A 23,247-nucleotide genomic window follows, 5' to 3' on the forward strand; every position below is an offset into this window, starting at 1 on the left:
GGTTCCTTCGTCAGGTGCCGGCGTCAGGGGCAGTGCAGAAGCGGTTTCGGGCCCGAACGGTCGACGCCGTGAGCCGACATCGGGTGGCCGCACAGGGGGCACGGTCGCTCGGTGCGCACCGGCTCGGGCGTCGTCTCGTAAGGGCCCACCGACGCGGGGCCGGCGACGCGGATGAGACGGGTGTTCAGGTACTGGTACCACCCACCGGCCTCGCGGACGCGCTCGCGCAGAGGCGGGCGGTCAGCATCCTTTCGTGTCATGATCATTAGTGTACTAACTAATTGCGGAGGGATGCCGTGGACGACCCGTTGAAGCTCGAGAACCAGGTGTGCTTCGCCCTGGTCACGGCCGCACGCAATGTGGTGTCGATCTACCGGCCGGTGCTCGAACCGCTCGGATTGACCCACCCGCAGTACCTGGTGATGCTGGCGCTGTGGGAAAGCGCTCCGCGCTCGCTCGGGGCGCTGGCGGCCGAACTCGCCATGGAGCCCGCCACGCTGTCGCCGCTCGTCAAGCGACTGGAGGCGCAGGGGCGGGTCGTGCGCGCGCGCCGCGCCGATGACGAGCGCGTCCTCGACATCGACCTGACCGACGAGGGTCGCGCCCTGCGCGAAGAGGCACTGCGGGTGCCGGGCGCGGTCATGGAGCGCGTCGGCATCGACGAGGCGGACCTGGTCGCGCTGCGGGACGGTTTGGCGCCGTTCGCCGGAACCCCGCGGGACTGAGCGCGGCTCCGGCCCCCGATCGCTCCGCTCGCTCCGCAGCGGCGGTTGGACCCCGTCGGGCGCCGCGCACCCTCGCACACTCGTGCGCTCCCGGCGAACCCGGGGCCGATGTCGGAGGGTCGACCTAGACTTAACGCGTGCCCATCGTTCCCATCGCCCAGCCCTCGTCGACCGCGAATTCCGCCAACAGCGGCAAGCTGAGCGTCCGGGGCGCCCGAGTCCACAACCTCAAGGACGTCGACCTCGACATCCCCCGCGATTCCCTGGTGGTGTTCACCGGTCTGTCCGGTTCGGGCAAGTCCAGCCTCGCCTTCGACACGATCTTCGCCGAGGGACAGCGCCGATACGTCGAGTCGCTCAGCGCCTACGCGCGTCAGTTCCTCGGCCAGGTCGACCGCCCCGACGTCGACTTCATCGAGGGCCTCAGCCCGGCCGTGTCGATCGACCAGAAGTCGACCAACCGCAACCCGCGCTCCACGGTCGGCACGATCACCGAGATCCACGACTACATGCGTCTGCTCTGGGCGCGCATCGGCGTGCCGCACTGCCCCGACTGCGGAGCCCGCATCCAGCGTCAGACGATCCAGCAGATCGCCGACCAGCTCATGGAGCTGCCCGAGCGCACGCGCTACCAGATCGTCGCCCCCGTCGTGACGCAGAAGAAGGGCGAGTTCGTCGACCTCTTCAAGGAGCTCAGCGCCAAGGGCTACGCCCGCGCCGTCGTCGACGGAGAACTGGTCCAGCTGTCCGAGCCGCCGACCCTCAAGAAGAGCTACAAGCACGACATCGCCGTGGTGGTCGACCGGCTCGTGGCATCCGGAGACATCCTCAGCCGCGTGACGGACTCGGTCGAGACGGCGATGGGGCTGGCCGGCGGCATCATGCAGGTCAACTACGTCGACGAAGAGGGCGACGACGCCTGGCAGTCGTTCTCCGAGAAGCTCGCGTGCCCCAACGGTCACCCGCTGCAGCTCACCGAGATCGAGCCACGCACGTTCTCGTTCAACGCTCCCTTCGGCGCGTGCCCCGTCTGCTCGGGGCTCGGCACCCGCATGTCGGTCGATGTCGACCTCATGCTGGGCGACGAGGAGCTGTCGATCCGCGACGGTGCGATCCTGCCGTGGACGACCCAGGGCAAGGGACTCTTCCAGTACTACGAGCGCCTGCTCGAGGGCCTGGCCCGCGACCTCGACTTCTCGCTCGACACCCCCTGGAAGAAGCTGTCGAAAGACGTTCAGCAGGCGGTGCTGCGCGGTGAGAACTACAAGGTCACCGTCAAGTGGAAGAACCGCTACGGCCGCGAGATGCGGTACTCGTCGGGCTTCGAGGGCGTCGTGCCCTACATCGAGCGCCAGTACCTGCAGGCCGAGTCCGACGCTCAGCGCCAGCGCTGGTCGGAGTACCTGCGCGAGGTCCCCTGCGCCGTGTGCGACGGCGACCGTCTGAAGCCCGAGGTGCTCTCTGTCCTCGTCGACGACACCTCGATCGCGGCGGCCTCGCGCATGAGTCTCGCCGACGCCCGCGAGTTCTTCTCGCAGCTCACCCTCACCGACCGCGAGGCCACGATCGCCGCCGCCGTCCTGCGCGAGATCCGCGCGCGCCTGGACTTCCTGCTGCAGGTGGGTCTCAATTACCTCAGCCTCGGGCGCGCCGCGGGCACGCTCTCGGGTGGCGAGGCGCAGCGCATCCGCCTGGCCACCCAGATCGGTTCCGGGCTCACGGGCGTGCTGTACGTGCTCGACGAGCCCTCGATCGGTCTGCACCAGCGCGACAACCGTCGCCTCATTCAGACCCTCGAGACGCTGCGCGACCTCGGCAACACCCTGATAGTGGTCGAGCACGACGAAGAGACCATCCACGCGGCCGACTGGGTCGTCGACATCGGACCCCGCGCGGGCGTCGACGGCGGAAACGTCGTGCACTCGGGGCCCCTGGCCCAGCTGCTCGACGACGAGGCCTCGCTCACGGGCGCCTACCTCTCGGGACGGCGCGCGATCGAGGCCCCCAAGAAGCGCCGCAAAATCGACAAGAAGCGACAGGTCACGGTCGTCGGCGCGCGCGAGAACAACCTGCAGAACGTCACCGTCGACTTCCCGCTCGGCGTGCTCACCTCGGTGACCGGCGTCAGCGGCTCGGGCAAGTCGACCCTGGTGAACGGCATCCTGTACGAAGTCCTCGCCTCGAAGCTCAACGGCGCGCGCCGCGTGCCGGGGAAGCACACGCGGGTCACCGGCCTCGACAACCTCGACAAGGTCGTGCACGTCGACCAAGCGCCGATCGGACGGACGCCGCGCTCCAACCCGGCGACCTACACGGGTGTGTTCGACCGCATCCGCAGCCTCTTCGCCGAGACGCCCGAGGCGAAGGTGCGCGGCTACCAGGCCGGCCGCTTCAGCTTCAACGTCAAGGGCGGCCGCTGCGAGGCGTGCTCGGGCGACGGCACGCTGAAGATCGAGATGAACTTCCTCCCCGACGTGTACGTGGACTGCGAGGTCTGCCACGGCAAGCGCTACAACCGCGACACGTTGTCGGTGCATTACAAGGGCAAGAACATCGCCGAGGTGCTCGAGATGCCGATCTCGGAGGCCGCGGACTTCTTCGAACCCATCCAGGCGATCCACCGCTACCTGCGCACGCTCGTCGACGTGGGTCTGGGCTACGTGCGCCTGGGGCAGTCCGCCACGACGCTGTCGGGCGGAGAAGCGCAGCGCGTGAAGCTCGCGACCGAACTCCAGCGCCGCAGCAACGGCCGCTCGATCTACGTCCTCGACGAGCCGACTACGGGTCTGCACTTCGAAGACGTGTCGCTGCTGCTCAAGGTGCTCAACGGTCTGGTCGACAAGGGCAACACGGTCATCGTCATCGAGCACAACCTCGACGTCATCAAGAGCTCGGACTGGGTGATCGACCTGGGCCCCGAGGGCGGCGCGGGCGGCGGCACGATCGTGGCCACCGGCACCCCGGAACAGGTCGCCAAGGTGGCCGAGAGCCACACGGGCGCCTTCCTCGCCGAGCTCCTCGAGACCGGTCGCACCGGTGCGCAGCGCAACACCGCCTCGGACGCCGGCAGCGCCGAGCGGGAGCTCGTGGGCGCGGCGGGCTGAGCCGTGGCATCCCGAGAACGGATGTCGCAGCTGCCCTACCGCCCCAAGGCCGGCGAGATCCCCACCAACCCGGGGGTCTACCGGTTCCGGGACGCCGAGGGACGGGTGCTGTACGTCGGCAAGGCGAAGAACCTGCGCGCGCGCCTGTCGAACTACTTCGCCCCGCTGCACTCGCTGCACGAGCGCACGCGTCGCATGGTGACGACGGCCTCCAGCGTGGAGTGGACCGTCGTCCCCAGCGACGTCGACTCCCTGCAGCTGGAGTACATGTGGATCAAGGAGTTCGATCCGCCCTTCAACGTGCGCTACCGCGACGACAAGTCGTACCCGTTCATGGCGATCACCCTGGCCGACGAGGCGCCGCGCGTCATCGTGACCCGCAACCCCAAGATCCGCGGCGCGAAGTACTTCGGTCCGTACCCCAAGGTGTGGGCCGTGCACGACACGATCGACCTGATGATCAAGGTCTTCCCGATCCGCACGTGCAGCGACTCGTCGTACAAGAAGGCGATGGCCTCGGGGCGTCCGTGCTTCCCCGGCCAGATCGGCCGGTGCGGGGGACCGTGCTCGATGAAGGTCTCGATCGAGGAGCACCGCGCCGTCGTCAACGACTTCGTCGCGTTCATGTCGGGCGGCGACCAGCGCTTCACGCGAGAACTGACCGCACGTATGAAAGAGGCCTCGGCGGCGATGGACTACGAGTCCGCCGCGCACTACCGCGACCGGCTGCAGGCGATCGATGCGGTGCTCGGCAAGAGCGCGCTCGTGCTGGCCTCGGACACGGATGCCGACCTCTTCGGCATCGCCGAGGATGAACTCGCCGCGACCGTGCAGCACTTCGTCGTGCGCGGCGGTCGCGTGCGCGGCGTGCGGGCGACGACGATCGAGAAAGAGATCGACATCTCGGGAGCGGAGCTCGTCGATCAGGTGCTGCAGCGCACCTACGGAGACGCGGATGCCACCGACATCCCCCGGCAGGTGCTGGTGCCCGAGCTGCCCGACGACGCCGAGCAGCTCGAGGACTGGCTGCGCGAGCGGCGGGGCCGCCCGGTGACCCTGCAGGTGGCCCAGCGCGGACGCAAGGCCGACCTGCTCAAGACGGCGACCCTGAACGCGCAGCAGGCGCTGATGCTGCACAAGACGCGGCGCACGAGCGACTACGTCGCCCGATCGCAGGCGCTCACCGACCTGCAAGAGGCGCTCGGCATGACCGAGGCGCCCCTGCGCATCGAGTGCTACGACGTCTCGCACCTGTCGGGCACCAACGTCGTGGCATCCATGGTCGTGTTCGAGGACGGGCTGCCGCGCAAGGATCAGTACCGCTCGTTCGGCGTGGCCGAGACCACCGACGACACCGACTCGATGTACCAGGTGCTCACCCGGCGCCTGGCCTACCTCGACCGTCCGGACGAGATCGAGCCCGAGACGGTGAACGGCGCGATCGTCGCCGACCCCGACTCCGACGAGGCCACCGCCGACGGCGACGTCGTCACGGCGCGCAAGCGGCCGCGCTTCGCGTACCGTCCGCAGCTGCTCGTCGTCGACGGCGGTCAGCCGCAGGTCGCCGCGGCCGCGCGGGCGCTCGCGGATGCGGGGCACGAAGAGATTGCGTTGTGCGGCATCGCCAAGCGCCTCGAAGAGGTGTGGCTGCCGGGCGAGGAGTACCCCGTCATCCTGCCGCGCACCTCGGAGGCCCTGTACCTGCTGCAGCGCCTGCGCGACGAGGCCCACCGCTTCGCCATCGTGCACCAGCGCAAGCGCCGGAAGCGCGACATCACCAGCGTCCTGGCAGAGGTGCCCGGCCTGGGGGACGCGCGCATCAAGGCGCTGCTGCGGCACTTCGGGTCGGTGTCCGCCCTGAAGAACGCGACCGCGGACGAGATCACGGTGCTCCCCGGCATCGGACCGACCCTCGCCGAGGCCATCCGCACCCACTTGGCTCGGTAGGCTGGCGTGGACGACAGGAGCTGACGCCATGGAACCGGCACGAGACGAGCCAGGTGAGGTGCTGATCGTCACGGGCATGTCGGGGGCCGGGCGATCCACGGTCGCCAATGCCCTCGAAGACCTCGACTGGTACGTCGTCGACAACCTGCCCCCGCAGATGCTGCGGCCTCTGCTCGAGCTGACCGAGCTCGCCGGGGGAGCGGTGCCCCGGGTCGCCGTGGTGGTCGACGTGCGCGGACGGACGCTCTTCGCCGATCTGCCCGAGGCGATGCGCTCGTTGCAGGCGGGCCGCCAGGTGCGCACGGTGTTCCTCGACGCCTCGGACGCGGTGCTGGTCCGCCGCTTCGAGGCGGTGCGCCGCCCGCACCCGCTGCAGGGCGAGGGGACCATCCTCGACGGGATCCGACGGGAACGCGACCGCCTCGCACCGATGCGCGAGGCGGCGGACGTCGTCATCGACACCTCGACGCTCAACGTCCATCAGTTGTCGCTGCGCACGGTCGCGCTCTTCGGCGAAGAGGGAGCGGCACGGCACACGGTGACGCTGATGAGCTTCGGCTTCAAATACGGACTGCCGCCCGACGTGGACCTCGTCGCCGACATGCGATTCCTGCCCAACCCGTTCTGGAGCGAGGACCTGCGCGCGTTGACCGGCGAGGACCCCCGAGTCCGGGAATACGTGCTGGAACAGCAGGGCGCGGCGGAGTTCCTCGACGCGTATTCGGCCGCGCTCCGGCCCGTCCTCGAGGGCTATCAGCGCGAGAACAAGCGGCATTCCGTGGTGGCCGTGGGGTGCACGGGGGGTAAGCACAGGTCGGTCGTGATGACGCGCGAGCTCGCTGCACGTCTGGCCGATGTTCCGGGTGTGGCCGTACGCGTGGCTCACCGCGACCTCGGTCGCGAGTAGGCTGTAACGTCGTCCCCGCCGCCCCCACCCGAGGAGAATCGTGCCCCTGACCGCCGACGTGAAGGCCGAGCTCATCACCGTTCGGGACCCGCGCCCCACCGCGCGCGTGGCCGAACTCACGGCCCTTCTGCGCTTCTCCGGCGGTCTGCACTCCATCGCCAATCGCGTCGCCGTCGAGGCCGAGCTGGACTCCGACATCCTCGCCCGCCGCGTCGCGCGCGACCTGATGGAGCTGTACGGCGTGCGCCCCGAGCTGCACCACGTGCAGGGCTCCGGAGGGCGCACCGGCGGGCACTTCGCGGTCCGCGTCATCGAGGCGGGTGAGACCCTGGCACGACAGACCGGCCTGCTCGACCAGCGCCGTCGCCCCGTGCGCGGCCTGCCCAACAAGCTCACGACCGGTTCGCGCCCCGACCTCAGCGCGATCTGGCGCGGTGCGTTCCTGGCCAGCGGCACGCTCAGCGACCCGGGTCGCTCGGCGGCTCTCGAGATCTCGTGCCCCTCGTCCGAGGCCGCGATGGCCCTCGTGGGCGCCGGTCACCGCATCGGCATCCCCGCCAAGGCCCGCGAGGTGCGCGGCGTCCCCCGCGTCGTCGTGCGCGACGGCGAGGCGATCCGCGGCGCGCTGTACGAGATGGGTGCGCGTCGCACCGCCGGCGAGTGGGACCAGATGCGTCAGCGCCGCGAGGTGCGCGCGGGCGTGAACCGCCTGGTCAACTTCGACGACGCCAACCTGCGGCGCTCCGCGCAGGCCGCGGTCGCCGCCTGCGCGCGCGTCGAGCGTGCGCTCGAGATTCTCGGCGACGAGGTGCCCGATCACCTGCAGCAGGCCGGCGAGCTGCGCCTCTCGCACCGCGACGCGAGCCTCGACGAGCTCGGCCACCACGCCGACCCGCCCCTCACCAAGGACGCCGTGGCCGGACGCATCCGCCGCCTGCTCGCCATGGCCGACAAGAAGGCCGAGGCCGACGGCATCCCGGGCACCGAGGCGGCCGTCCCCGTGGGCGCCGACGACTGAGTCGTCCCGGATCGCGGATGCCGCGTCCCGGCGTCCCGTGCCGGGGGCGTGCGACCGCCCCGGACCGGGCAGCCCGCGACGCGCCCGGGCCGCTACCTTCCGTCATCCGGGGAAGCAACCCCGTGGGCGCCGCGTTGGTCCTCAATAGGATGAAGACGTCACCCTCGCTGCTCGAGCCTCGGCATGTCATTCCGGCGCAGAGGTCCGGGCAGCGCCCGATTCGGAAGTAGAGAACATGGCGAAGTACACGCTGCCCGAACTGCCCTACGACTACTCCGCGCTGGAGCCGCACATCAGCGCGACCATCATGGAGCTGCACCACAGCAAGCACCACCAGACGTACGTCAACGGGGCGAACACGACCCTCGACCTGCTCGCCGAAGCCCGCGAGAAGGGCGATTTCGCCAACATCAACCGTCTGCAGAAGGACCTCGCGTTCAACCTCGGCGGTCACACCAACCACTCGATCTTCTGGACGAACCTCTCGCCCAACGGCGGCGACAAGCCCACCGGCGACCTCGAGTCCGCCATCAACGACCAGTTCGGCTCGTTCGACGCTTTCCGCGCGCAGTTCACGGCCGCCGCCCTCGGCGTGCAGGGCTCGGGCTGGGCCGGTCTGTTCTGGGACTCGATCGGCGAGAACCTCGTCATCCAGCAGTTCTTCGACCAGCAGGGCCAGATCGTCGCGGGCACCGTTCCGCTGCTGCTGCTCGACGTGTGGGAGCACGCCTACTACCTCGACTACAAGAACGTCCGCGCCGACTACGTCAAGGCGTTCTGGAACATCGCCAACTGGGCCGACGCCCAGGACCGCTTCGCGGCCGCCCGCGAGAAGACCGCGGGTCTGCTGGTACTGTCGTAAACGGTGCGGCGTCCCGGTGGGACACCCCGCCGGGACGCCGTTGTCCGCCAGCGAATACCGCAATCACGCGCTTCTCGCGCACAACTGATTCAGGAGATATTCCGTGACCGTCAAGATCGGAATCAACGGCTTCGGCCGTATCGGACGCAACTACCTCCGCGCGGCTCTCGCGCAGGGTGCCGACCTCGAAATCGTGGCGGTGAACGACCTCACCGACAACAAGACCCTCGCGCACCTGCTGAAGTACGACTCCGTGGGCGGCGTGCTGTCCGAGGACGTCTCGTACACCGAAGACTCCATCACCGTCGGCGACAAGACCATCAAGGTCTTCGAAGAGCGCGACCCCGCCAACCTCCCCTGGGGCGAGCTGGGTGTCGACATCGTCATCGAGTCGACCGGCCGCTTCACCAAGGCCGAAGACGCCAAGAAGCACGTCGCGGGCGGCGCCAAGAAGGTCCTCATCTCCGCTCCCGCCACCGGCGATGACGCCACCATCGTCATGGGCGTGAACGAAGAGACCTACAACCCCGAGACCGACGTCATCATCTCGAACGCGTCGTGCACCACGAACTGCCTCGCCCCGCTGGCGAAGGTCTTCGAGGACGCTTTCGGCATCGAGCGCGGCTTCATGATGACCGCCCACGCCTACACCGCCGACCAGAACCTGCAGGACGGCCCCCACGGCGACCTGCGTCGTGCCCGTGGCGCGGCGATCAACATCGTCCCCGCCTCGACCGGTGCCGCCAAGGCCATCGGCCTGGTGCTGCCCGAGCTCAACGGCAAGCTGAGCGGCTCGTCGTACCGCGTGCCGGTTCCCACCGGCTCGATCGTCGACCTCACGATCGTCACCCCCACCGAGGGCCTGACCGTCGACCAGGTCAACGAGGTCTACAAGAAGGCCGCCGCCGAGGGTCGCCTCAACGGCATCCTGCAGTACACCGAGGACCCGATCGTCTCGAGCGACATCCAGGGCAACCCGCACTCGTCGATCTTCGACGCCGAGCTGACCAACGTCAGCGGCAACCTGGTCAAGGTGTCGTCCTGGTACGACAACGAGTGGGGCTACTCGAACCGTCTCGTCGACCTGACCGAGTACGTCGCCGAGCGTCTCTGACACTTCATGGCTCTGCGCACCCTCGATTCGCTGGGGTCGCTCGCCGGCACGCGCGTCATCGTCCGTTGTGATCTGAACGTCCCCCTCAAGGACGGCGTCATCACGGACGATGGCCGCGTGCGCGCGTCGCTGCCGACCCTCAACGCACTGATCAACGCCGGCGCGCGTGTGGTCGTGTGCTCGCACCTGGGCCGCCCCGACGGGGCGCCCGACCCGAAGTACTCCCTCGAGCCAGTCGCGCAGCGCCTGTCCGAGCTGCTCGGCCAGCCGGTCGCGTTCGCACGCGACACGGTGGGCGAGTCGGCTCGGGATGCCGTGTCGTCCCTCGAGAACGGCGAGATCGCCGTGATCGAGAACCTGCGTTTCAACGCGGGCGAGACCTCGAAGGACGAGTCCGAGCGCCAGGCCTTCGCGCGGGAGCTCGCCGAACTCGGCGACGCCCTCGTCTCGGACGGCTTCGGCGTCGTGCACCGCAAGCAGGCGAGCGTCTACGACCTCGCCCAGCTCGTGCCGTCGGCCGCCGGTCTGCTCATCCAGAAGGAGCTCGAGGTCCTCGACCGTCTGACCGAGAACCCCGAGCGCCCGTACACGGTCGTGCTCGGCGGCTCCAAGGTCAGCGACAAGCTGGGCGTCATCGAGCACCTGCTGCCGCGCGTGGACAAGCTCCTCGTCGGCGGCGGCATGATGTTCACCTTCCTCGTCGCCGAGGGCCACCAGGTCGGCTCGAGCCTGCTCGAGAAGGACCAGATCGACACCGTGAAGGGCTACCTCGCCACGGCGAAGGAGCGCGGCGTCGAGATCGTCCTGCCGGTCGATGCCGTCGTCGCGGCCTCGTTCTCGGCCGACGCCGAGCACGTCGTCGCCGCCGCGGACGCTCTCGAGGACACCGACTTCGGCGCCTCGGGACTCGGCCTGGACATCGGACCGCGGACGGCCGAGATCTTCGCCGACGCGATCCGCGGCTCGCGCACCGTCTTCTGGAACGGGCCCATGGGCGTGTTCGAGATGGACGCGTTCGCCGCCGGCACCAAGACCGTCGCCCAGGCGCTCACCGAGGTCGACGGCCTCAGCGTCGTGGGCGGTGGAGACTCCGCCGCGGCCGTGCGTCAGCTCGGTTTCGCGGACGACGCGTTCGGCCACATCTCCACCGGTGGAGGCGCGAGCCTGGAGTTCCTCGAAGGCAAGAAGCTCCCCGGACTGGAGGTCCTCGGATGGGTGTGACCAGAACCCCTCTCATCGCCGGCAACTGGAAGATGAACCTCGACCACCTGCAGGCGGTCGCGTTCGTCCAGAAGCTGCACTGGACGTTGAAAGAGGCCAAGCACGAGAACGGCAGTGTCGAGGTGGCGGTCTTCCCGCCGTACACCGACCTGCGTACGGTGCAGACGCTCCTCGACGCCGACAAGATCGACTTCGCCCTGGGCGGTCAGGACCTGTCGGCGCACGACTCGGGCGCCTACACCGGTGAGATCTCGGGCCAGTTCCTGGCGAAGCTCGACGCGCGCTACGTGATCATCGGTCACTCGGAGCGCCGGCAGTTCCACCACGAGACCGACGAGGTCATCGCGGCCAAGACGCAGGCGGCCCTGCGCCACGGCCTGGTTCCCGTCATCTGCGTCGGCGAGACCTCGGAGGACCTCGAGAAGTTCGGTGCCAGCGCCGTTCCGGTGGGTCAGCTCGAAGTCGCCCTCGAGGGCGTGTCGGCCGACGCCGACATCGTCGTGGCCTACGAGCCGGTCTGGGCCATCGGCTCCGGACAGGCGGCGACGCCCGATCAGGCCCAGGAGGTCTGCGCGAAGCTCCGCGCGGTCGTCGCCGACAAGCTCGGTGCCGACGCCGCGGCGCGTACCCGCGTGCTCTACGGCGGTTCGGTGAAGTCGGGCAACATCGCCGGCTTCATGCGCGAGCCGGACGTCGACGGTGCGCTGGTGGGCGGTGCGAGCCTCGTCGTGGACGAGTTCGCGGCGATCATCCGCTTCCAGAAGCACGTCGGCGTCTGACGCCCCCACGGATGCCCGCGGCACGACGCCGCGGGCATCCGTGCGTCCGAGACGCCTCCCCGTATACTTGACGCTTGTGCGGTCGACCCGATCGCTGTGAAAGGCTTCGACAGTGCAGATTCTCGAGTTCGTCCTGCAGGTGCTGCTGGGCATCACCAGCCTCCTGCTGACCCTGCTCATCCTGCTTCACAAGGGTCGCGGCGGCGGTCTGTCCGACATGTTCGGCGGCGGCATGAGCTCCGCCCTCGGGTCTTCGGGTCTGGCCGAGCGCAACCTCAACCGATTCACGATCGTGCTGGCTCTGGTGTGGTTCGTCACCATCGTCGGTCTCGGTCTGCTGACCAAATTCGCGGAGATCTGACATGGCCACTGGCGGCAATGCCATCCGTGGCTCGCGCGTCGGCGCGGGCCCCATGGGCGAGCAGGATCACGGCTTCCACGCGGACCGCGTGGCCGTGTCGTACTGGGACGCTCTCGGCAACGAGACGGTGCGCTACTTCGCCGCCGGCATCCCCGACGACGAGATCCCCGAGACGATCGACTCCCCGCACTCCGGTCTTCCGGCCGGGCGCGACAAGGCCAACCCGCCGGCCCTCGCCAAGGCCGAGCCCTACAAGACGCACCTCGCCTACGTGAAGGAGCGCCGTACCGACGACGAGGCCGCGTCGCTCCTCGACGACGCCCTGCAGCAGCTGCGCGAGCGTCGCGGACAGTGACCCTCTTCCGCTGCCCCCGCGGGCGGTGAGGACGAAAGGGCCGGATGCCATGGCATCCGGCCCTTTCGCGTTCCCGGTCGCGAGGGGCGGAGGCGACCGGGAGCCGGTGTCACCGAACGGGGGAGTCGGTGACGATCCTCGTCCAGGGGCCGGCGGGGACGTCCGCGTCGTCGACGAAAGCCCAGTCCACGCGGTCGCCGTCACCGTTCAGCTCGGCGAATCCGAGGCAGCCGTTCAGCGCGGGCGAGACGTCGAGTCCCGCGCCGTTGTAGCGGGAGTTGGCGGGGCGGCGGTCGTCGGAGCCGAAGACGTAGGCCGCATCGCGGTATTCGCCGGGGCCGGCATCCTGGATCTGTCCGTAGCAGACGCGCCCGTCCTTGTGCAGCGCCACCCACCGGTTCTTCATCAGGCTCGCCGAGGGGTCGGCGACCACGGGCGCGTAGGCGGGCTGCGAGGCCCACGGCACGACCTCGCCGCGGGTGGCGAACCCCTCGTCGTCGTTGACGTCGTCGAAGGGCAGGTCGAGGTAGAACGGGTTCTGCCGGGGCGTCATGGCGGTCGGGAACCACCCGTCGTCGGCGGAGCGCGCCTCGGTGCGGCACTCCGCGCCGACCTGCACGCCGTCGCAGCCGCCGTACGAGTCCATCCAGTCGGAGTCGTAGGTCGAGATCCGCTGGCTGCCGTCGGATGCGGAGGCGTCGAACACCTCACCGACCCAGAAGGTGGTCGCGACGATGCCGGTATGCCAGGGGTAGCCGGTGTCGGGGCGGTCGGGCGGGGCGGGCGTGCAGGCGCTCACGCCGACGGCGACGACCACCGCGAGGGTGATCGTCGCCGTCGTGCGCCGCGTCGTCATCCGGCGACGACGCTCTCGGTGGGGTTGACCTTCTCGACCGGACCCTGGGGTGCGGTCACCGCGGACGGGGCGAGGGCGGGCGAGGTCGTGCTCGCGGCGGGCAGGGCCGGCGCTCCCGCGCTGTCGTAGAGCTGCAGGTCGTCGGTGCGCAGGGTGCCGTTGCCGAAGATCGTCAGCGCGAAGCTGATCCCCGTGTACCCGGCTGGGATCGCGGGCGTCGTCCAGTCGGCCTGCGTCCAGTCGGCCGCGGCGGCGAACCACGGGCTCGACGTCCAGTACGACCAGGCGCCGGTGCTGGAGCGCAGATAGACCGCGAACTGCGTCACGCCGCTGGACTGGTACCATTCGCGGAGGGTGTACGTCTTGCCGGCGGTGACGGTGGGCGCACATTGTCCGAGGTCGAACTGCGGCAGCAGCTTGGCATCGCCGTCGACGTAGTTCGACATCGTGATCGCGCTCGCGATGGAGCCGGTGTGGGCGGGGGAGCCGGTCGAGAAGGCGGGGGAGTTCGAGCCGTAGCCGCCGCGCATCCAGCAGTCGGGCGCGCCCTGCTCGAGGCTCGGGTTCACCACCCCGTTGGTGGAACCCGTGACGGCGGGAACCGTCGGGCCGTCGACGACGGGTTTGACGCTTCCGCCGATCACCTCGCCGACGGTCTTGACGACCGTGCCGGCCGACGCCCGTGTCTTCAACCACGCCGTGAACTGCGCGAACACCCCCGATGTGACGGCCAGCTCGCTGCAGGCGTCGTCGCACACGTCGTGGAAGGTGAACGTCACCCACCCTCCGCCGTTCTTCTCGGCGTTGGTCACGCCCGCCTTCAGATCGTCGAGGGTCCAGGTCGCGTCGACCTGGTCGAGGGCCTTCAGATAGTACGGGTCGGCCGGTCGGGTCGACTCGGCGTAGGCGCAGTCGGGGCAGCCGAAGCGGCTGCGGATGTCGCCCAGCCCGCGCGCGCTGTTGTACCCGCACGCGGCCGCGGCTTTCTCGACCTCCGGGGTGCTGGACGCGAAGGGGTAGGCAAAGCTGCGGACCGAGAAGCCCCACGACGTGAGGTTCTTGCGGTCGGTGCAGATCTGCCGCTTCGCCTCGTCGACGCTGACCGCGGCCAGGTCGGGGTGGGTCACGGTGTGACCGCCGATCTCGTGACCGGCGTTCTTCACCGTGGTCAGATCGGTGCGCGTCATGTGGCCGGCCGCGCCGATGAATCCCGACGGCACGTAGAACGTGGCCTTCATCCCGTTGGTCTTCAACGCCGGCAGGGCGCTCAGCTGATCGGCGTTGGCGTCGTCGAACGTGAGACTGACGATCGTGCGGGTGGCGGCCTGGGCAGGCGCGGGCGCGGTGGCCACCAGCGCACCGGCCACCACCGTGACGGCGGTGAGCGCGGCCAGGAGGCGCCCCCACCGCGGCGGGGCCGCGGGGATTCGTCGGGACATGGATCTTCCTTTCGCAGGGGCGGGGAGCGCGGGCTCACCAGGAGAGCGGAATGCCGACGCCTGCCTCATGAGACGGTCACCGACTTGGCGAGGTTGCGGGGCTTGTCGACGTTGCGCCGCAGGCGCAGCGCGAGCTCGCGGGCGAACATCTGCAGCGGTACCACGCTCTCGAGCGGTCCCCACGATGGTCCGGTCCGCGGCAGGTGCACGGAGGTGCCGCCGACGGTGAGCAGGCGTTCACCGACGCGGACGATGCGGCCGCCGCGGGCGGTGACCTCGGCGATGTCGACGTCGAGCCGCGGGTCGCCGTTGTCGACGACGAACACCGGGGTGCCGGCATCCACCAGAGCCAGGGGACCGTGCTTGAGCTCTCCGGCGGGCTGTTGCTCGGCCCACCGGTAGGACAGCTCCTTGAGCTTGAGCGCGCCCTCGGCGGCGTAGACGAGTCCGGAGCCGCGCCCGAGGAAGAGGAAGCCGGATGCCGCGGCGAACTCGGCAGCGAGGGCGGTGGCGGGCTCGCGCCACGCGTCGATCGCCGACCGCAGCGCCTCGGGTGCGGCGGCGAGCGCGCGCAGGTCGGTCTCGAAAGCACCCGCGTCCGCCCGCCCCGCCGCGCGGACGCCCGAGAGGGCGACGCACACGCCGGTCAGCACCTGCGCGACGAAGGTCTTCGTCGCCGCGACCCCGATCTCGGGACCCGCGAGGCAGTCGATCACCGCGTCTGCGCGCCGGGCGAGCGATGACGACGTGCTGTTGGTGAGCGCGAGCACGGGACCGCGCCGCGCGGGGAGCCGGTCGAGGGCGCGCAGCACGTCGGCGGTCTCGCCCGACTGGCTGATGGCGATCGTCAGCGTCCGCGGTTCCCACCTGTGGTGGGCGGCTTCGCTCGCCACGACCTCGCGGGTGGGCAGGGCGGCCAGGCGCTCGAAGACCCCCGCGATCGCTCGGCCGGCGTTCAGCGAGGTTCCGCACCCGATCACGGCGACACGGTCGATGTCGTCGAGCGAGGGGAGGCCGAGACCGCTCCAGAGCCGTCCGTCCGCGATCCCGGGGGACAGGGCGTCGATCACGCGCCGCGCGACCGCCGGCTGCTCGTCGATCTCGTTGCCCATGTGATCGGCGTGGCGCCCGGTGCTGGCGAGCAGGGCGGTGCGCGGAACAGGCCAGAGTCCCCGCGGGCGGGTGCTGTGGTCGTGTCGACGCCATCGGATCCCCTCGGCATCCACCTCGACGACGTCGTCGTCCTCGAGGACGCGGAACGCCGCGACCTCGGGGGCGATCGCCCCCACGTCGCTCGCGAGGTAGACGCCGTCGCTCGCCTCGGCGCAGATCAGCGGCGACCCGTGGGCGGTGCCCGCGATCGCTCCGGAGCGGACGTCGAGGGCGACCACCGCCCACGATCCCTCGAGCCGCTCCCGGGCGGCGACGAGGGCGTCGCCGAGCTCGGTGCCCGGACGCAGGGCCTGTTCGACGAGGTGCACGATGACCTCGCTGTCGACCTCGGTCGCGAACCGGTGTCCCGCGACCGTCAATTGCGCCCGCAGCACGTCGGCGTTGTCGATGATGCCGTTGTGCACGATCAGCACCCGACCGCCGCAGTCCTCGATCGGGTGGGCGTTCTGCGTGGTCACCGCCCCGTGCGTGGCCCAGCGGGTGTGTCCGATCGCTGCGGTGGTGGCATCCGTCTCCGCGGTGCCGACGGCCTCGGCCAGGGCGGCCACGCCGCGGACCGTCCGCTCGTGCAGGGTCGTGCCGTCGGGGCGACGCGCGGCGATGCCGGCCGAGTCGTACCCGCGGTACTCCAGGCGCTCCAGGGCATCGCGTGCGCGCGTGGCGGCGGCGGTCGAGCCGCGGAAGGCCGTGATGCCGCACATCAGACGACACCGCGGAAGGTACCCGCGCCGGCCAGGGGCATGGCATCCGATCCGAGGCGCTCGCGCGAGAGCAGATCGGCCGCGACGCGCATGATGGTGGTGCCCAGCGGTGTGGTGGGTTCGTATCCCACCAGGTCGTGGGCCTTGGTGTTGTCGGGGACGCGCCGGCGCATGTCTTCGAACCCGGGCGCGTAGGCCTGCTCGTAGGGCACGAGCTCGATCGCGCTCGCGCTGTCGAGGGTTGCGATGATCTCGTGAGCGAGGTCGAGGATCGAGATCTCGCGCGCGCCGCCCAGGTTGTACGCCTGACCGCGCGCCCGCGGATCACGCTCTATCCGCACCATCGCGGGGACGACGTCCTCGACGGCCGAGAAGCAGCGCGTCTGCAGACCGTCGCCGAAGACCGTGAGGGGCTGCCCCCGCAGAGCCTGGCCGACGAGGTTGGGCAGCACCATCCCGTACCGCCCCGTCTGACGCGGGCCGACGGTGTTGAACAGGCGCACGATCGCGACGTCCAGACCCTCTTGATCGCAGTACGCCTTGGCGAAGGCCTCGTCGATGCCCTTCGCGCCCGCGTAGGTCCACCGCGACAGCAGCGGGTCGCCCAGGACGCGGTCGGAGTCCTCGCGCAAGCGGTCGGCGGTGTTCTTGCCGTACACCTCGCTGGTCGACACCAGCAGCACCGAAGCCTGCTGCTCGATCGCGGCCGTCAGAACGTTCTCGGTGCCGTGGATGTTGATGCGCAGGCCCCGCAGCGGCTGCTCGACGATGAGCTTGACGCCGACCGCGGCGGCGAGGTGGAACACCCGATCGCACGAGCGCATCGCCTGCGAGACCGTCTGGGGGTTCAGGATCGACCCGTGGACCATCTCGAGGCGGGGGTGGTCCGCGACACCGGCGAGATTGCGCGCCGAGCCGGTGGACAGGTCGTCGAGGACGACGACCTCGTCGCCCTGCGCGAGCAGCAGCTCGACGAGATGGCTCCCCACGAATCCGGCGCCGCCGGTGACGAGGGTCTTCAGGCCGGCTCCGCCGGGGAAGACAGGGATGCCGCTCACAGGAGCACCCGCCCGGCGATGTCGGTGCTGCGGTAGGTGCCGTCGACGACGAGGGCGTCGCCCCCGAGCCATTCCAGGTCGTCGTCGTGGTGACGGGTGTGCACGAGCACCACGTCGGGATGGAACGCGGCGGGATCGGCGAGGGAGTCGCGCTCGCGGCCGGAGTCGAGGTGGATGTGCGGGGCGTGGGTGTCGACGTACTGCACCTCCGCCCCCACGTCGATGAGGTGGTCGATGATCTCGAGGGCGGGGGACTCGCGCAGGTCGGCCACGTCGGGCTTGTAGGTCACCCCGACGACGAGGATCCGCGCCCCCAGCGTGCCCTTGCCCGCGCGCCCGAGGACGTCGCGGATGCGCTCGACGACGCGCCGCGGACGGGCCGCGATCCGCGTCATGGCCTCGGTGATGACCCCCGCGTCCACGTGCAGGGCCTTGAGCTGCCACAGCAGGTAGTGCGGATCGCACGGGATGCAGTGTCCCCCGACCCCCGGGCCGGGATAGAACGCCATGAATCCGTACGGCTTGGTGCTGGCCGCCTCGATCACCTCGGTGACGGGCACGTCGAGGGCTCCGCAGATGTCGGCGAACTCGTTGGCCAGCGCGATGTTGACCGCGCGGAACGTGTTCTCGAGCAGTTTCGTCATCTCGGCGGTGGCCAGGCTCGACACGCGGTGGACCCGCGCGGCGTAGCGGGAGAGCAGACGGGCGCCCTGCTCTTCGCACTGCGGCGTCGCGCCCCCGACCACGCGGGGGACGACTTCTTGCGCGAACCCGACGTTGCCCGGGTCGATGCGCTCGGCGCTGAAGGTGACGAACACGTCGCGCCCGATGACGAAGCCGCGCTCGCGCAGGGGCTGCTCGACGAGGTCATGGGTGCAGCCGACGTAGGTGGTGGACGTCAGCATCACGAGCTGACCCGGCCGGGCGGCGGCGACGACGGTGGCGCACGCCGCCCGGAGGGGAGCGAGATCGGGCACCTGCTGATGGTCGACGGGGGTCGGCACGCACACGACGATCGCCGCAGCCCGCGAGAGTTCCCCCGCGTCGCTGGTGAGGCGGAAGCCGGCGGGCACGCGCAGGGCGGCGTCGAGACGCTCACGGTCGGAGTCGATCAGGTCGGCACCGCGCGCGGCGATCGTCCGCAGCCGCCGGGGCGAGGCGTCCAGGGCCAGGACGCGGGAACCGCTGGCATGGTAGGCGAGCGCGGTCGGCAGCCCCACGTAGCCGAGCCCGACGATCGCCACGTCGAAATCGAACGTCGGCGCGGGCGGTTCGGCGGGCGTCGAGACCGGCGTCGCCGTCAGCGGGACGGCCCGCACATCGAGAGTGGACATCTTCATCCTCCAGGGCAGAGGTTCGAGAGGGCGCGGGGGAAGCGCCCTCTCGAACGGTCGGGTGCTGCGTTCGCGAACCGCCCGATCGGGGTGTCGGAGCCGGTTCGTCGCCCACACTGGGGCGGGGCGGCAGGACCGGTCAAGACGGCGCGGGGGATCGTGCGGGATGCCGCGTACCGCACGCCGCGATGCGGGAAACCGCAACCGCACCTGCGGTCCGTGCGCGGTGCGCCGACGGGATCGGCGACGTAGCGTCGTGCCCAGACCCTCGACCCGAACAGGGGATGCCATGACGCCGACCACCGAGCCGACCCGTGCCGTCCGCGGCGGTGACCTCACCGCGCCCCGGGGCTCCGGCATCCGTCCCGTCCCCGCCGCAGCCGCCCGTCGGCCGGCGTCGCTCGAGCGCCACCCGGAACGACGACCGTGAGCGCCCTGCTGGTCGTTCTCGTCGCGATCGCCACCGTCGGCGTCTCGACCCTCGTCTGGGGGACGGCCGCGATCTTCCGTCTCGTCGCCGAGCGCCGTCGGGGCAACTGCCTGCTGGTGCCGTCGATGTTCTACCGCGCCGACGAGGTGGCCGTTCTCATCGCCGCCCATAACGAGCAGCTGGTCATCGCCGACGCCGTCCGCGCGGCGCGCGCGCTCGTTCCCGCGGCGAACGTGTTCGTCGTCTCGGACGGGTCGACCGACGACACCGTCGGGCGCGCGCGCGAGGCGGGAGCCACCGCGTGGGACCTCACCCCCAACCGCGGCAAGGCCGGCGCCATCCGCGCGGGGCTCGCGCACTTCGGCATCCCGGATCGCTTCCCCCTGCTGATGCTGCTCGACGCCGACTCCCGTCCGCGCCCCGACTACCTGCGCACCGCCCTGCCGTTGTTCACCGACCGGGGCGTCGTCGCCGTCGCCGGACGCGCCACCACCGCCACCGACGCGCCGAACACGCCGATGGGACGCTTCCTCACCGCCTACCGCGAGAGGACGTACGTGTGCACGCAGTACCTGCACAAGTTCGGCCAGGCGGCGCGCGGCGCCGACGCCGTCGCCATCGTGCCGGGCTTCGCGAGCCTGTACCGCACCGACATCCTCGACCGCGTCGACATCGACGCCCCGGGACTGTCGATCGAGGACTTCAACATGACGTTCGAGGTGCACGCCAAGCGTCTGGGCCGCATCGCCTTCCACCCCGAGTGCGCGATCGCCGAGACCCAGGACCCGGCGATTCTGCGCGACTACTCGGCGCAGATGCGCCGATGGAGTCTCGGCTTCTGGCAGACCGTGCGCCGGCACGGTCTGCGGCCCGGATTGTTCTGGGCCTCGGTGGGCGTCTTCGCCGCCGAGACCGTGGTCTCCAGCCTCGCGCTCGCCGCGGTGCTGCCCCTGCTGCTGGTCTCGGCTCTCGCGGTCGCCGGGGCGCTCGTCCTGCCGGGCGATGCGGCCCTCGTCGCCGCCTCGGTGGCGCAGGCCCTCCCGGCGGGACCCGTGGCCCTGTCGTTCGTGATCGTGGACGCCCTCATGACGGCGTTCGTGTGCGCCGTGTCGCACACGCGTCCCCGGGCGTGGATGCTGCTGTTCCCGCTGCTGCGGGTCTGGGACGCCGTGCTGTGCCTGCGAGCGCTGGCCGCCGCGCTCGGACGGCCCTCGGACGGTCGGTGGCGCAGCCCCGCTCGGCGGGCCGCGCTGTCCGCCGCATGAGGGGGAGGGATGCCGGGGGCCCGGCATCCCTCCCGTCACTCAGGACGCTGCCGAGGAGCCGTGCAGCAGCGCGAGGAGATGCGCGCGACTGGTGACGCCGAGCTTGCGGTAGATCCCCGTCAGTCGCAGCTCGACCGTGCGGAGCGACACGAACAGGGTCGCCGCGATCTCGCGATTGCGCAGCCCACGTCCCACCAGCTCGACGACCTCCTGCTCCTGGGGCGACAGCGTCCGGGACGCCCGCACGGTCGGCAGCGCCCGAGGCGTCGGAGCGCTGTCGACGCCGGGCAGACACCGTTCGCGCGCCGCGGCCAGCCTGCGGCGTTCGGCGGGGGAATCGTCGGTGCGCAGGACGTCCTCGGCCTCGCGGAACGCGGCGGCTCCCTCGTGCTCGCCTCGGCAGACGGCGCGAGAGCGGGCGACGGCGAGCGTCGTCCACCGCCGCGGCGTGCGCGCCGCCGCGGCCTCGAGACGGGCGAGCTCGTCGCGCGCCTCGTCGCGCCGTCCGCTCAGCCACAGCGCCTCGATCAGATCGCCCTCGGCGCGAAGCAGCGACGGATCGTCACCCGGAGCCAGCTCCCGCGCGGTGCGCAGTGCGGTGACGGCGTCGTCGTACCGTTCGTCGGCGAGGGCGATCCCGCCCTCGATCGCCGCGAACCAGGGCAGCAGGGCCGAGGTTCCCTCGCGGCGGGCCAGATCGCGCCCGCGCCGCACGAGGTCGGTCGCCGTGTCATCGAGGGGGTCGAGGGCCGCTGCGGCCGCCATCAGCAGCACGGTTGCGGCGTCGGGCGTACGCCCCGGTCCCCACTCGCGGCGCCACGCGGCCATCGCCTCGCGTGCCCCCGCGGGATCGCCGCCGCGGATCTCGTTGACGACCAGGACGCACTGCACCTGCTGCCGCCACATCGGTGCGAGCCGCGGCAGGCGCTCCAGCAGGGCGGTCACCTGGTGGCGTACGGCGGGATACTCCTCCCGAAGCACCTGGATGCCGAGGGTCAGCAGCGCCTGTCCGATCGGCAGATCGGATGCCGGCACAACCGCGGCCACCCCGCTGTCGATCGTCACGGGCAGCACGACGCCGAGCCCGAGCTCCTCGAGGATCCGCGCCAGCCGCCGCGTCTCGGTCCCGACGATGTCGCGCTCGAGAATGGCGCGGATGCACGCGAGGGCCTCGACGATCTCGGTGCGCTCGAGATGCAGTCGCGCGCACTCGCACAGCAGGCTCTCGGCGAAGCGGGGCGGGATGCCGTCCACCACCGCCGCGACGAGGTCGTCGTCGACGACGTGGTCCAGGATCGCGGTGGCCCGCACCTGGGCGAGGGCGCTGCGCGCGCGCAGCTCGGGGTCGACCAGCCGGCCGGTCCGTCGAAGGTAGTGCCGGCCGAGCGCGGAGCGATTGTGGAGCACGAGCGCCTCGCCCAGCTCGACGAGGTGGCGCGACCGATCGTGCTCGTCGACGGCGCCGCCGAGCGCGCGTTCGGCGAACTCCACGGCGGCGGCCGTCTCGCCGACGCGGGCGAGGTCGGCCGCCGCCCGCAAGAGCTCCGCGCGGTCGTCGTCCGGGTCGACGAAGCTGAGGTGCCACCGGTGCGTCGCCGGGAACCCGTCCAGGTGGTCAGCGGCCGCGCGCGCGTGCAGACGCCGTCGTTCGTCGGCGGCGAGGGCGGCGTGGTGCTGCAGCCGCAGGGCGGGATCGGCGAAGCGGGCCAGCTCCCCGTGGACCGCGACGAGACCGGCGTCGATCAGGGCGTCGACCTCGACCCCGGACTCGGCCGCGGTGCGACGCAGCCGCTCGTAGGCGTACACGGGGCTCACCGAGAGCAGATCCAGCACCGCGTTCGTCCGCTCGTCCCGCGTCGGTCTCGTCGGGCGCCGCCGGCGAACGTTCTCGTCGTCGACCAGGCGCAACGGCACGGGCAGCGCGGCGTCGCCGGCGGCCTCGGCGGGGGTGAGCCGCACGCGCGAGATCACCCGGGGGTCGCCACCGGTGTACTTCGCGACCATGAACAGCACGGCCTGCGCCGTGCCGGGCCCGAGGTGGGCGCGCGCCAGGTCGACGGAGTCCTCGAACGAGAGGCGGTCGATGCGGGTGTGCGCCATGCCGGCGAAGTCGTGACGCCCGTCCAGGCACCGCACCGTCGCCACGACGCTCAGTCCGGTTCCCCGCAGCCGACCGAAGACGAACGAGAGCACCGTGATGCTGGCGCTGTCCATCTCGTCGAGATCGTCGATGACGAGGACGGTGGGGTCATCGCGCACCAGGTGGAGAGTGCGGCTGAGTTCCTCGGCCAGCAGGTGCTCCGGCCAGTCGCGACCGCGCGACAGCACGCTGTCCAGAGCCGATCCGCGCCCACCCCCGAGGGCCGCGGACACCGCCGAGATCCCGGAGTACGGCCACATCCGCTCGCTCGGGCTCGCGACGACGACGGCGGCGTCGTGGACGCGGGCGACCTCGCGGGCCAGCGCGGTCTTGCCGATCCCGGCCTCGCCGACGAGCAGGCACATCGACCCCGCCCGCGCGCCGATCGTGCTCTCGACGAGATGCATCTCCCGCTCGCGACCGATAAATGGCATCCGAACGCTCCCAACTGCGTCGGC

General features: G+C 70.8%; 19 protein-coding genes. 12 read left to right on the forward strand and 7 right to left on the reverse strand.

What is annotated here, in order from left to right:
• Positions 1–23: 23 nt before the first annotated feature.
• Positions 24–266 carry a hypothetical protein gene (locus DBR36_RS04305; RefSeq protein WP_108317713.1) on the reverse strand — a complete coding sequence of 81 codons (243 nt, stop codon included), beginning with the start codon at positions 264–266 and terminating at the stop codon, positions 24–26.
• A gap of 30 nt (positions 267–296) precedes the next feature.
• On the opposite strand from DBR36_RS04305, the gene DBR36_RS04310 reads away from it, so the two are divergent.
• The 11 genes from DBR36_RS04310 (at position 297) to DBR36_RS04360 (ending at position 12,393) form a co-directional block, all read left to right on the forward strand.
• Positions 297–725, forward strand: a complete 429-nt coding sequence (locus DBR36_RS04310) for a MarR family winged helix-turn-helix transcriptional regulator (RefSeq protein WP_108317714.1) — start codon at positions 297–299, stop codon at positions 723–725.
• Positions 726–862: 137 nt separating this feature from the next.
• Positions 863–3,829, forward strand: coding sequence for an excinuclease ABC subunit UvrA (uvrA, locus tag DBR36_RS04315; RefSeq protein ID WP_181373473.1), 2,967 nt, complete (start codon positions 863–865; stop codon positions 3,827–3,829).
• 21 nt (positions 3,830–3,850) lie between these two features.
• On the forward strand, positions 3,851–5,776 hold the full coding sequence (gene uvrC / locus DBR36_RS04320) for an excinuclease ABC subunit UvrC (protein WP_108317715.1): 1,926 nt from the start codon (positions 3,851–3,853) through the stop codon (positions 5,774–5,776).
• 28 nt (positions 5,777–5,804) lie between these two features.
• Positions 5,805–6,683, forward strand: a complete 879-nt coding sequence (rapZ, locus tag DBR36_RS04325; protein WP_108317716.1) for an RNase adapter RapZ — start codon at positions 5,805–5,807, stop codon at positions 6,681–6,683.
• 40 nt (positions 6,684–6,723) lie between these two features.
• Entirely contained in the window at positions 6,724–7,701 is a 978-nt protein-coding gene (whiA, locus tag DBR36_RS04330; RefSeq protein WP_108317717.1) for a DNA-binding protein WhiA, read from the forward strand.
• A gap of 235 nt (positions 7,702–7,936) precedes the next feature.
• Positions 7,937–8,563, forward strand: coding sequence for a superoxide dismutase (locus DBR36_RS04335; RefSeq protein WP_108317718.1), 627 nt, complete (start codon positions 7,937–7,939; stop codon positions 8,561–8,563).
• Between the two features lie 103 nt (positions 8,564–8,666).
• Positions 8,667–9,677, forward strand: a complete 1,011-nt coding sequence (gene gap / locus DBR36_RS04340; protein ID WP_108317719.1) for a type I glyceraldehyde-3-phosphate dehydrogenase — start codon at positions 8,667–8,669, stop codon at positions 9,675–9,677.
• 6 nt (positions 9,678–9,683) lie between these two features.
• Positions 9,684–10,898: a phosphoglycerate kinase gene (locus DBR36_RS04345; RefSeq protein WP_108317720.1), complete on the forward strand. Its 1,215-nt coding sequence runs from the start codon at positions 9,684–9,686 to the stop codon at positions 10,896–10,898.
• The gene (gene tpiA / locus DBR36_RS04350) at positions 10,889–11,677 is read left to right on the forward strand and encodes a triose-phosphate isomerase (RefSeq protein ID WP_108317721.1); all 789 of its coding nucleotides are present in this window, start codon (positions 10,889–10,891) and stop codon (positions 11,675–11,677) included. Before DBR36_RS04345 ends, tpiA begins: the two co-directional genes overlap by 10 nt.
• A gap of 112 nt (positions 11,678–11,789) precedes the next feature.
• The gene (gene secG / locus DBR36_RS04355; protein WP_056232190.1) at positions 11,790–12,038 is read left to right on the forward strand and encodes a preprotein translocase subunit SecG; all 249 of its coding nucleotides are present in this window, start codon (positions 11,790–11,792) and stop codon (positions 12,036–12,038) included.
• Between the two features lies 1 nt (position 12,039).
• Complete coding sequence (locus DBR36_RS04360; protein WP_108317722.1) at positions 12,040–12,393, forward strand: RNA polymerase-binding protein RbpA; 354 nt, start codon at positions 12,040–12,042, stop codon at positions 12,391–12,393.
• A 109-nt stretch (positions 12,394–12,502) separates the two neighbouring features.
• Here the strand turns inward: DBR36_RS04360 and DBR36_RS04365 are convergent, their stop codons facing one another.
• The 5 genes from DBR36_RS04365 to DBR36_RS04385 form a co-directional block, all read right to left on the reverse strand.
• A complete protein-coding gene (locus DBR36_RS04365) occupies positions 12,503–13,249 on the reverse strand; it encodes a hypothetical protein (RefSeq protein WP_108317723.1) in 747 nt (248 codons plus the stop codon).
• The gene (locus tag DBR36_RS04370; RefSeq protein ID WP_181373474.1) at positions 13,246–14,688 is read right to left on the reverse strand and encodes a polysaccharide deacetylase family protein; all 1,443 of its coding nucleotides are present in this window, start codon (positions 14,686–14,688) and stop codon (positions 13,246–13,248) included. Before DBR36_RS04370 ends, DBR36_RS04365 begins: the two co-directional genes overlap by 4 nt.
• Positions 14,689–14,753: 65 nt before the next feature.
• Positions 14,754–16,562 carry a glutamine--fructose-6-phosphate transaminase (isomerizing) gene (gene glmS / locus DBR36_RS04375; protein WP_108317725.1) on the reverse strand — a complete coding sequence of 603 codons (1,809 nt, stop codon included), beginning with the start codon at positions 16,560–16,562 and terminating at the stop codon, positions 14,754–14,756.
• Entirely contained in the window at positions 16,562–17,620 is a 1,059-nt protein-coding gene (locus tag DBR36_RS04380; RefSeq protein ID WP_258222559.1) for an NAD(P)-dependent oxidoreductase, read from the reverse strand. The genes glmS and DBR36_RS04380 overlap by 1 nt, the downstream gene beginning before the upstream one ends.
• Positions 17,617–18,954, reverse strand: coding sequence for a nucleotide sugar dehydrogenase (locus tag DBR36_RS04385; protein ID WP_181373475.1), 1,338 nt, complete (start codon positions 18,952–18,954; stop codon positions 17,617–17,619). Before DBR36_RS04385 ends, DBR36_RS04380 begins: the two co-directional genes overlap by 4 nt.
• A gap of 426 nt (positions 18,955–19,380) precedes the next feature.
• Between DBR36_RS04385 and DBR36_RS04390 the strand changes: the two genes are divergently transcribed.
• Positions 19,381–20,649 carry a glycosyltransferase gene (locus DBR36_RS04390; protein ID WP_108317727.1) on the forward strand — a complete coding sequence of 423 codons (1,269 nt, stop codon included), beginning with the start codon at positions 19,381–19,383 and terminating at the stop codon, positions 20,647–20,649.
• A 39-nt stretch (positions 20,650–20,688) separates the two neighbouring features.
• Here DBR36_RS04390 and DBR36_RS04395 read toward each other — a convergent pair whose 3' ends face one another.
• Complete coding sequence (locus DBR36_RS04395) at positions 20,689–23,223, reverse strand: LuxR family transcriptional regulator (protein WP_108317728.1); 2,535 nt, start codon at positions 23,221–23,223, stop codon at positions 20,689–20,691.
• Positions 23,224–23,247: the final 24 nt, after the last annotated feature.

Source organism: Microbacterium sp. HMWF026 (genome assembly GCF_003061325.1).
Taxonomy (GTDB): Bacteria; Actinomycetota; Actinomycetes; order Actinomycetales; family Microbacteriaceae; genus Microbacterium; species Microbacterium testaceum_E.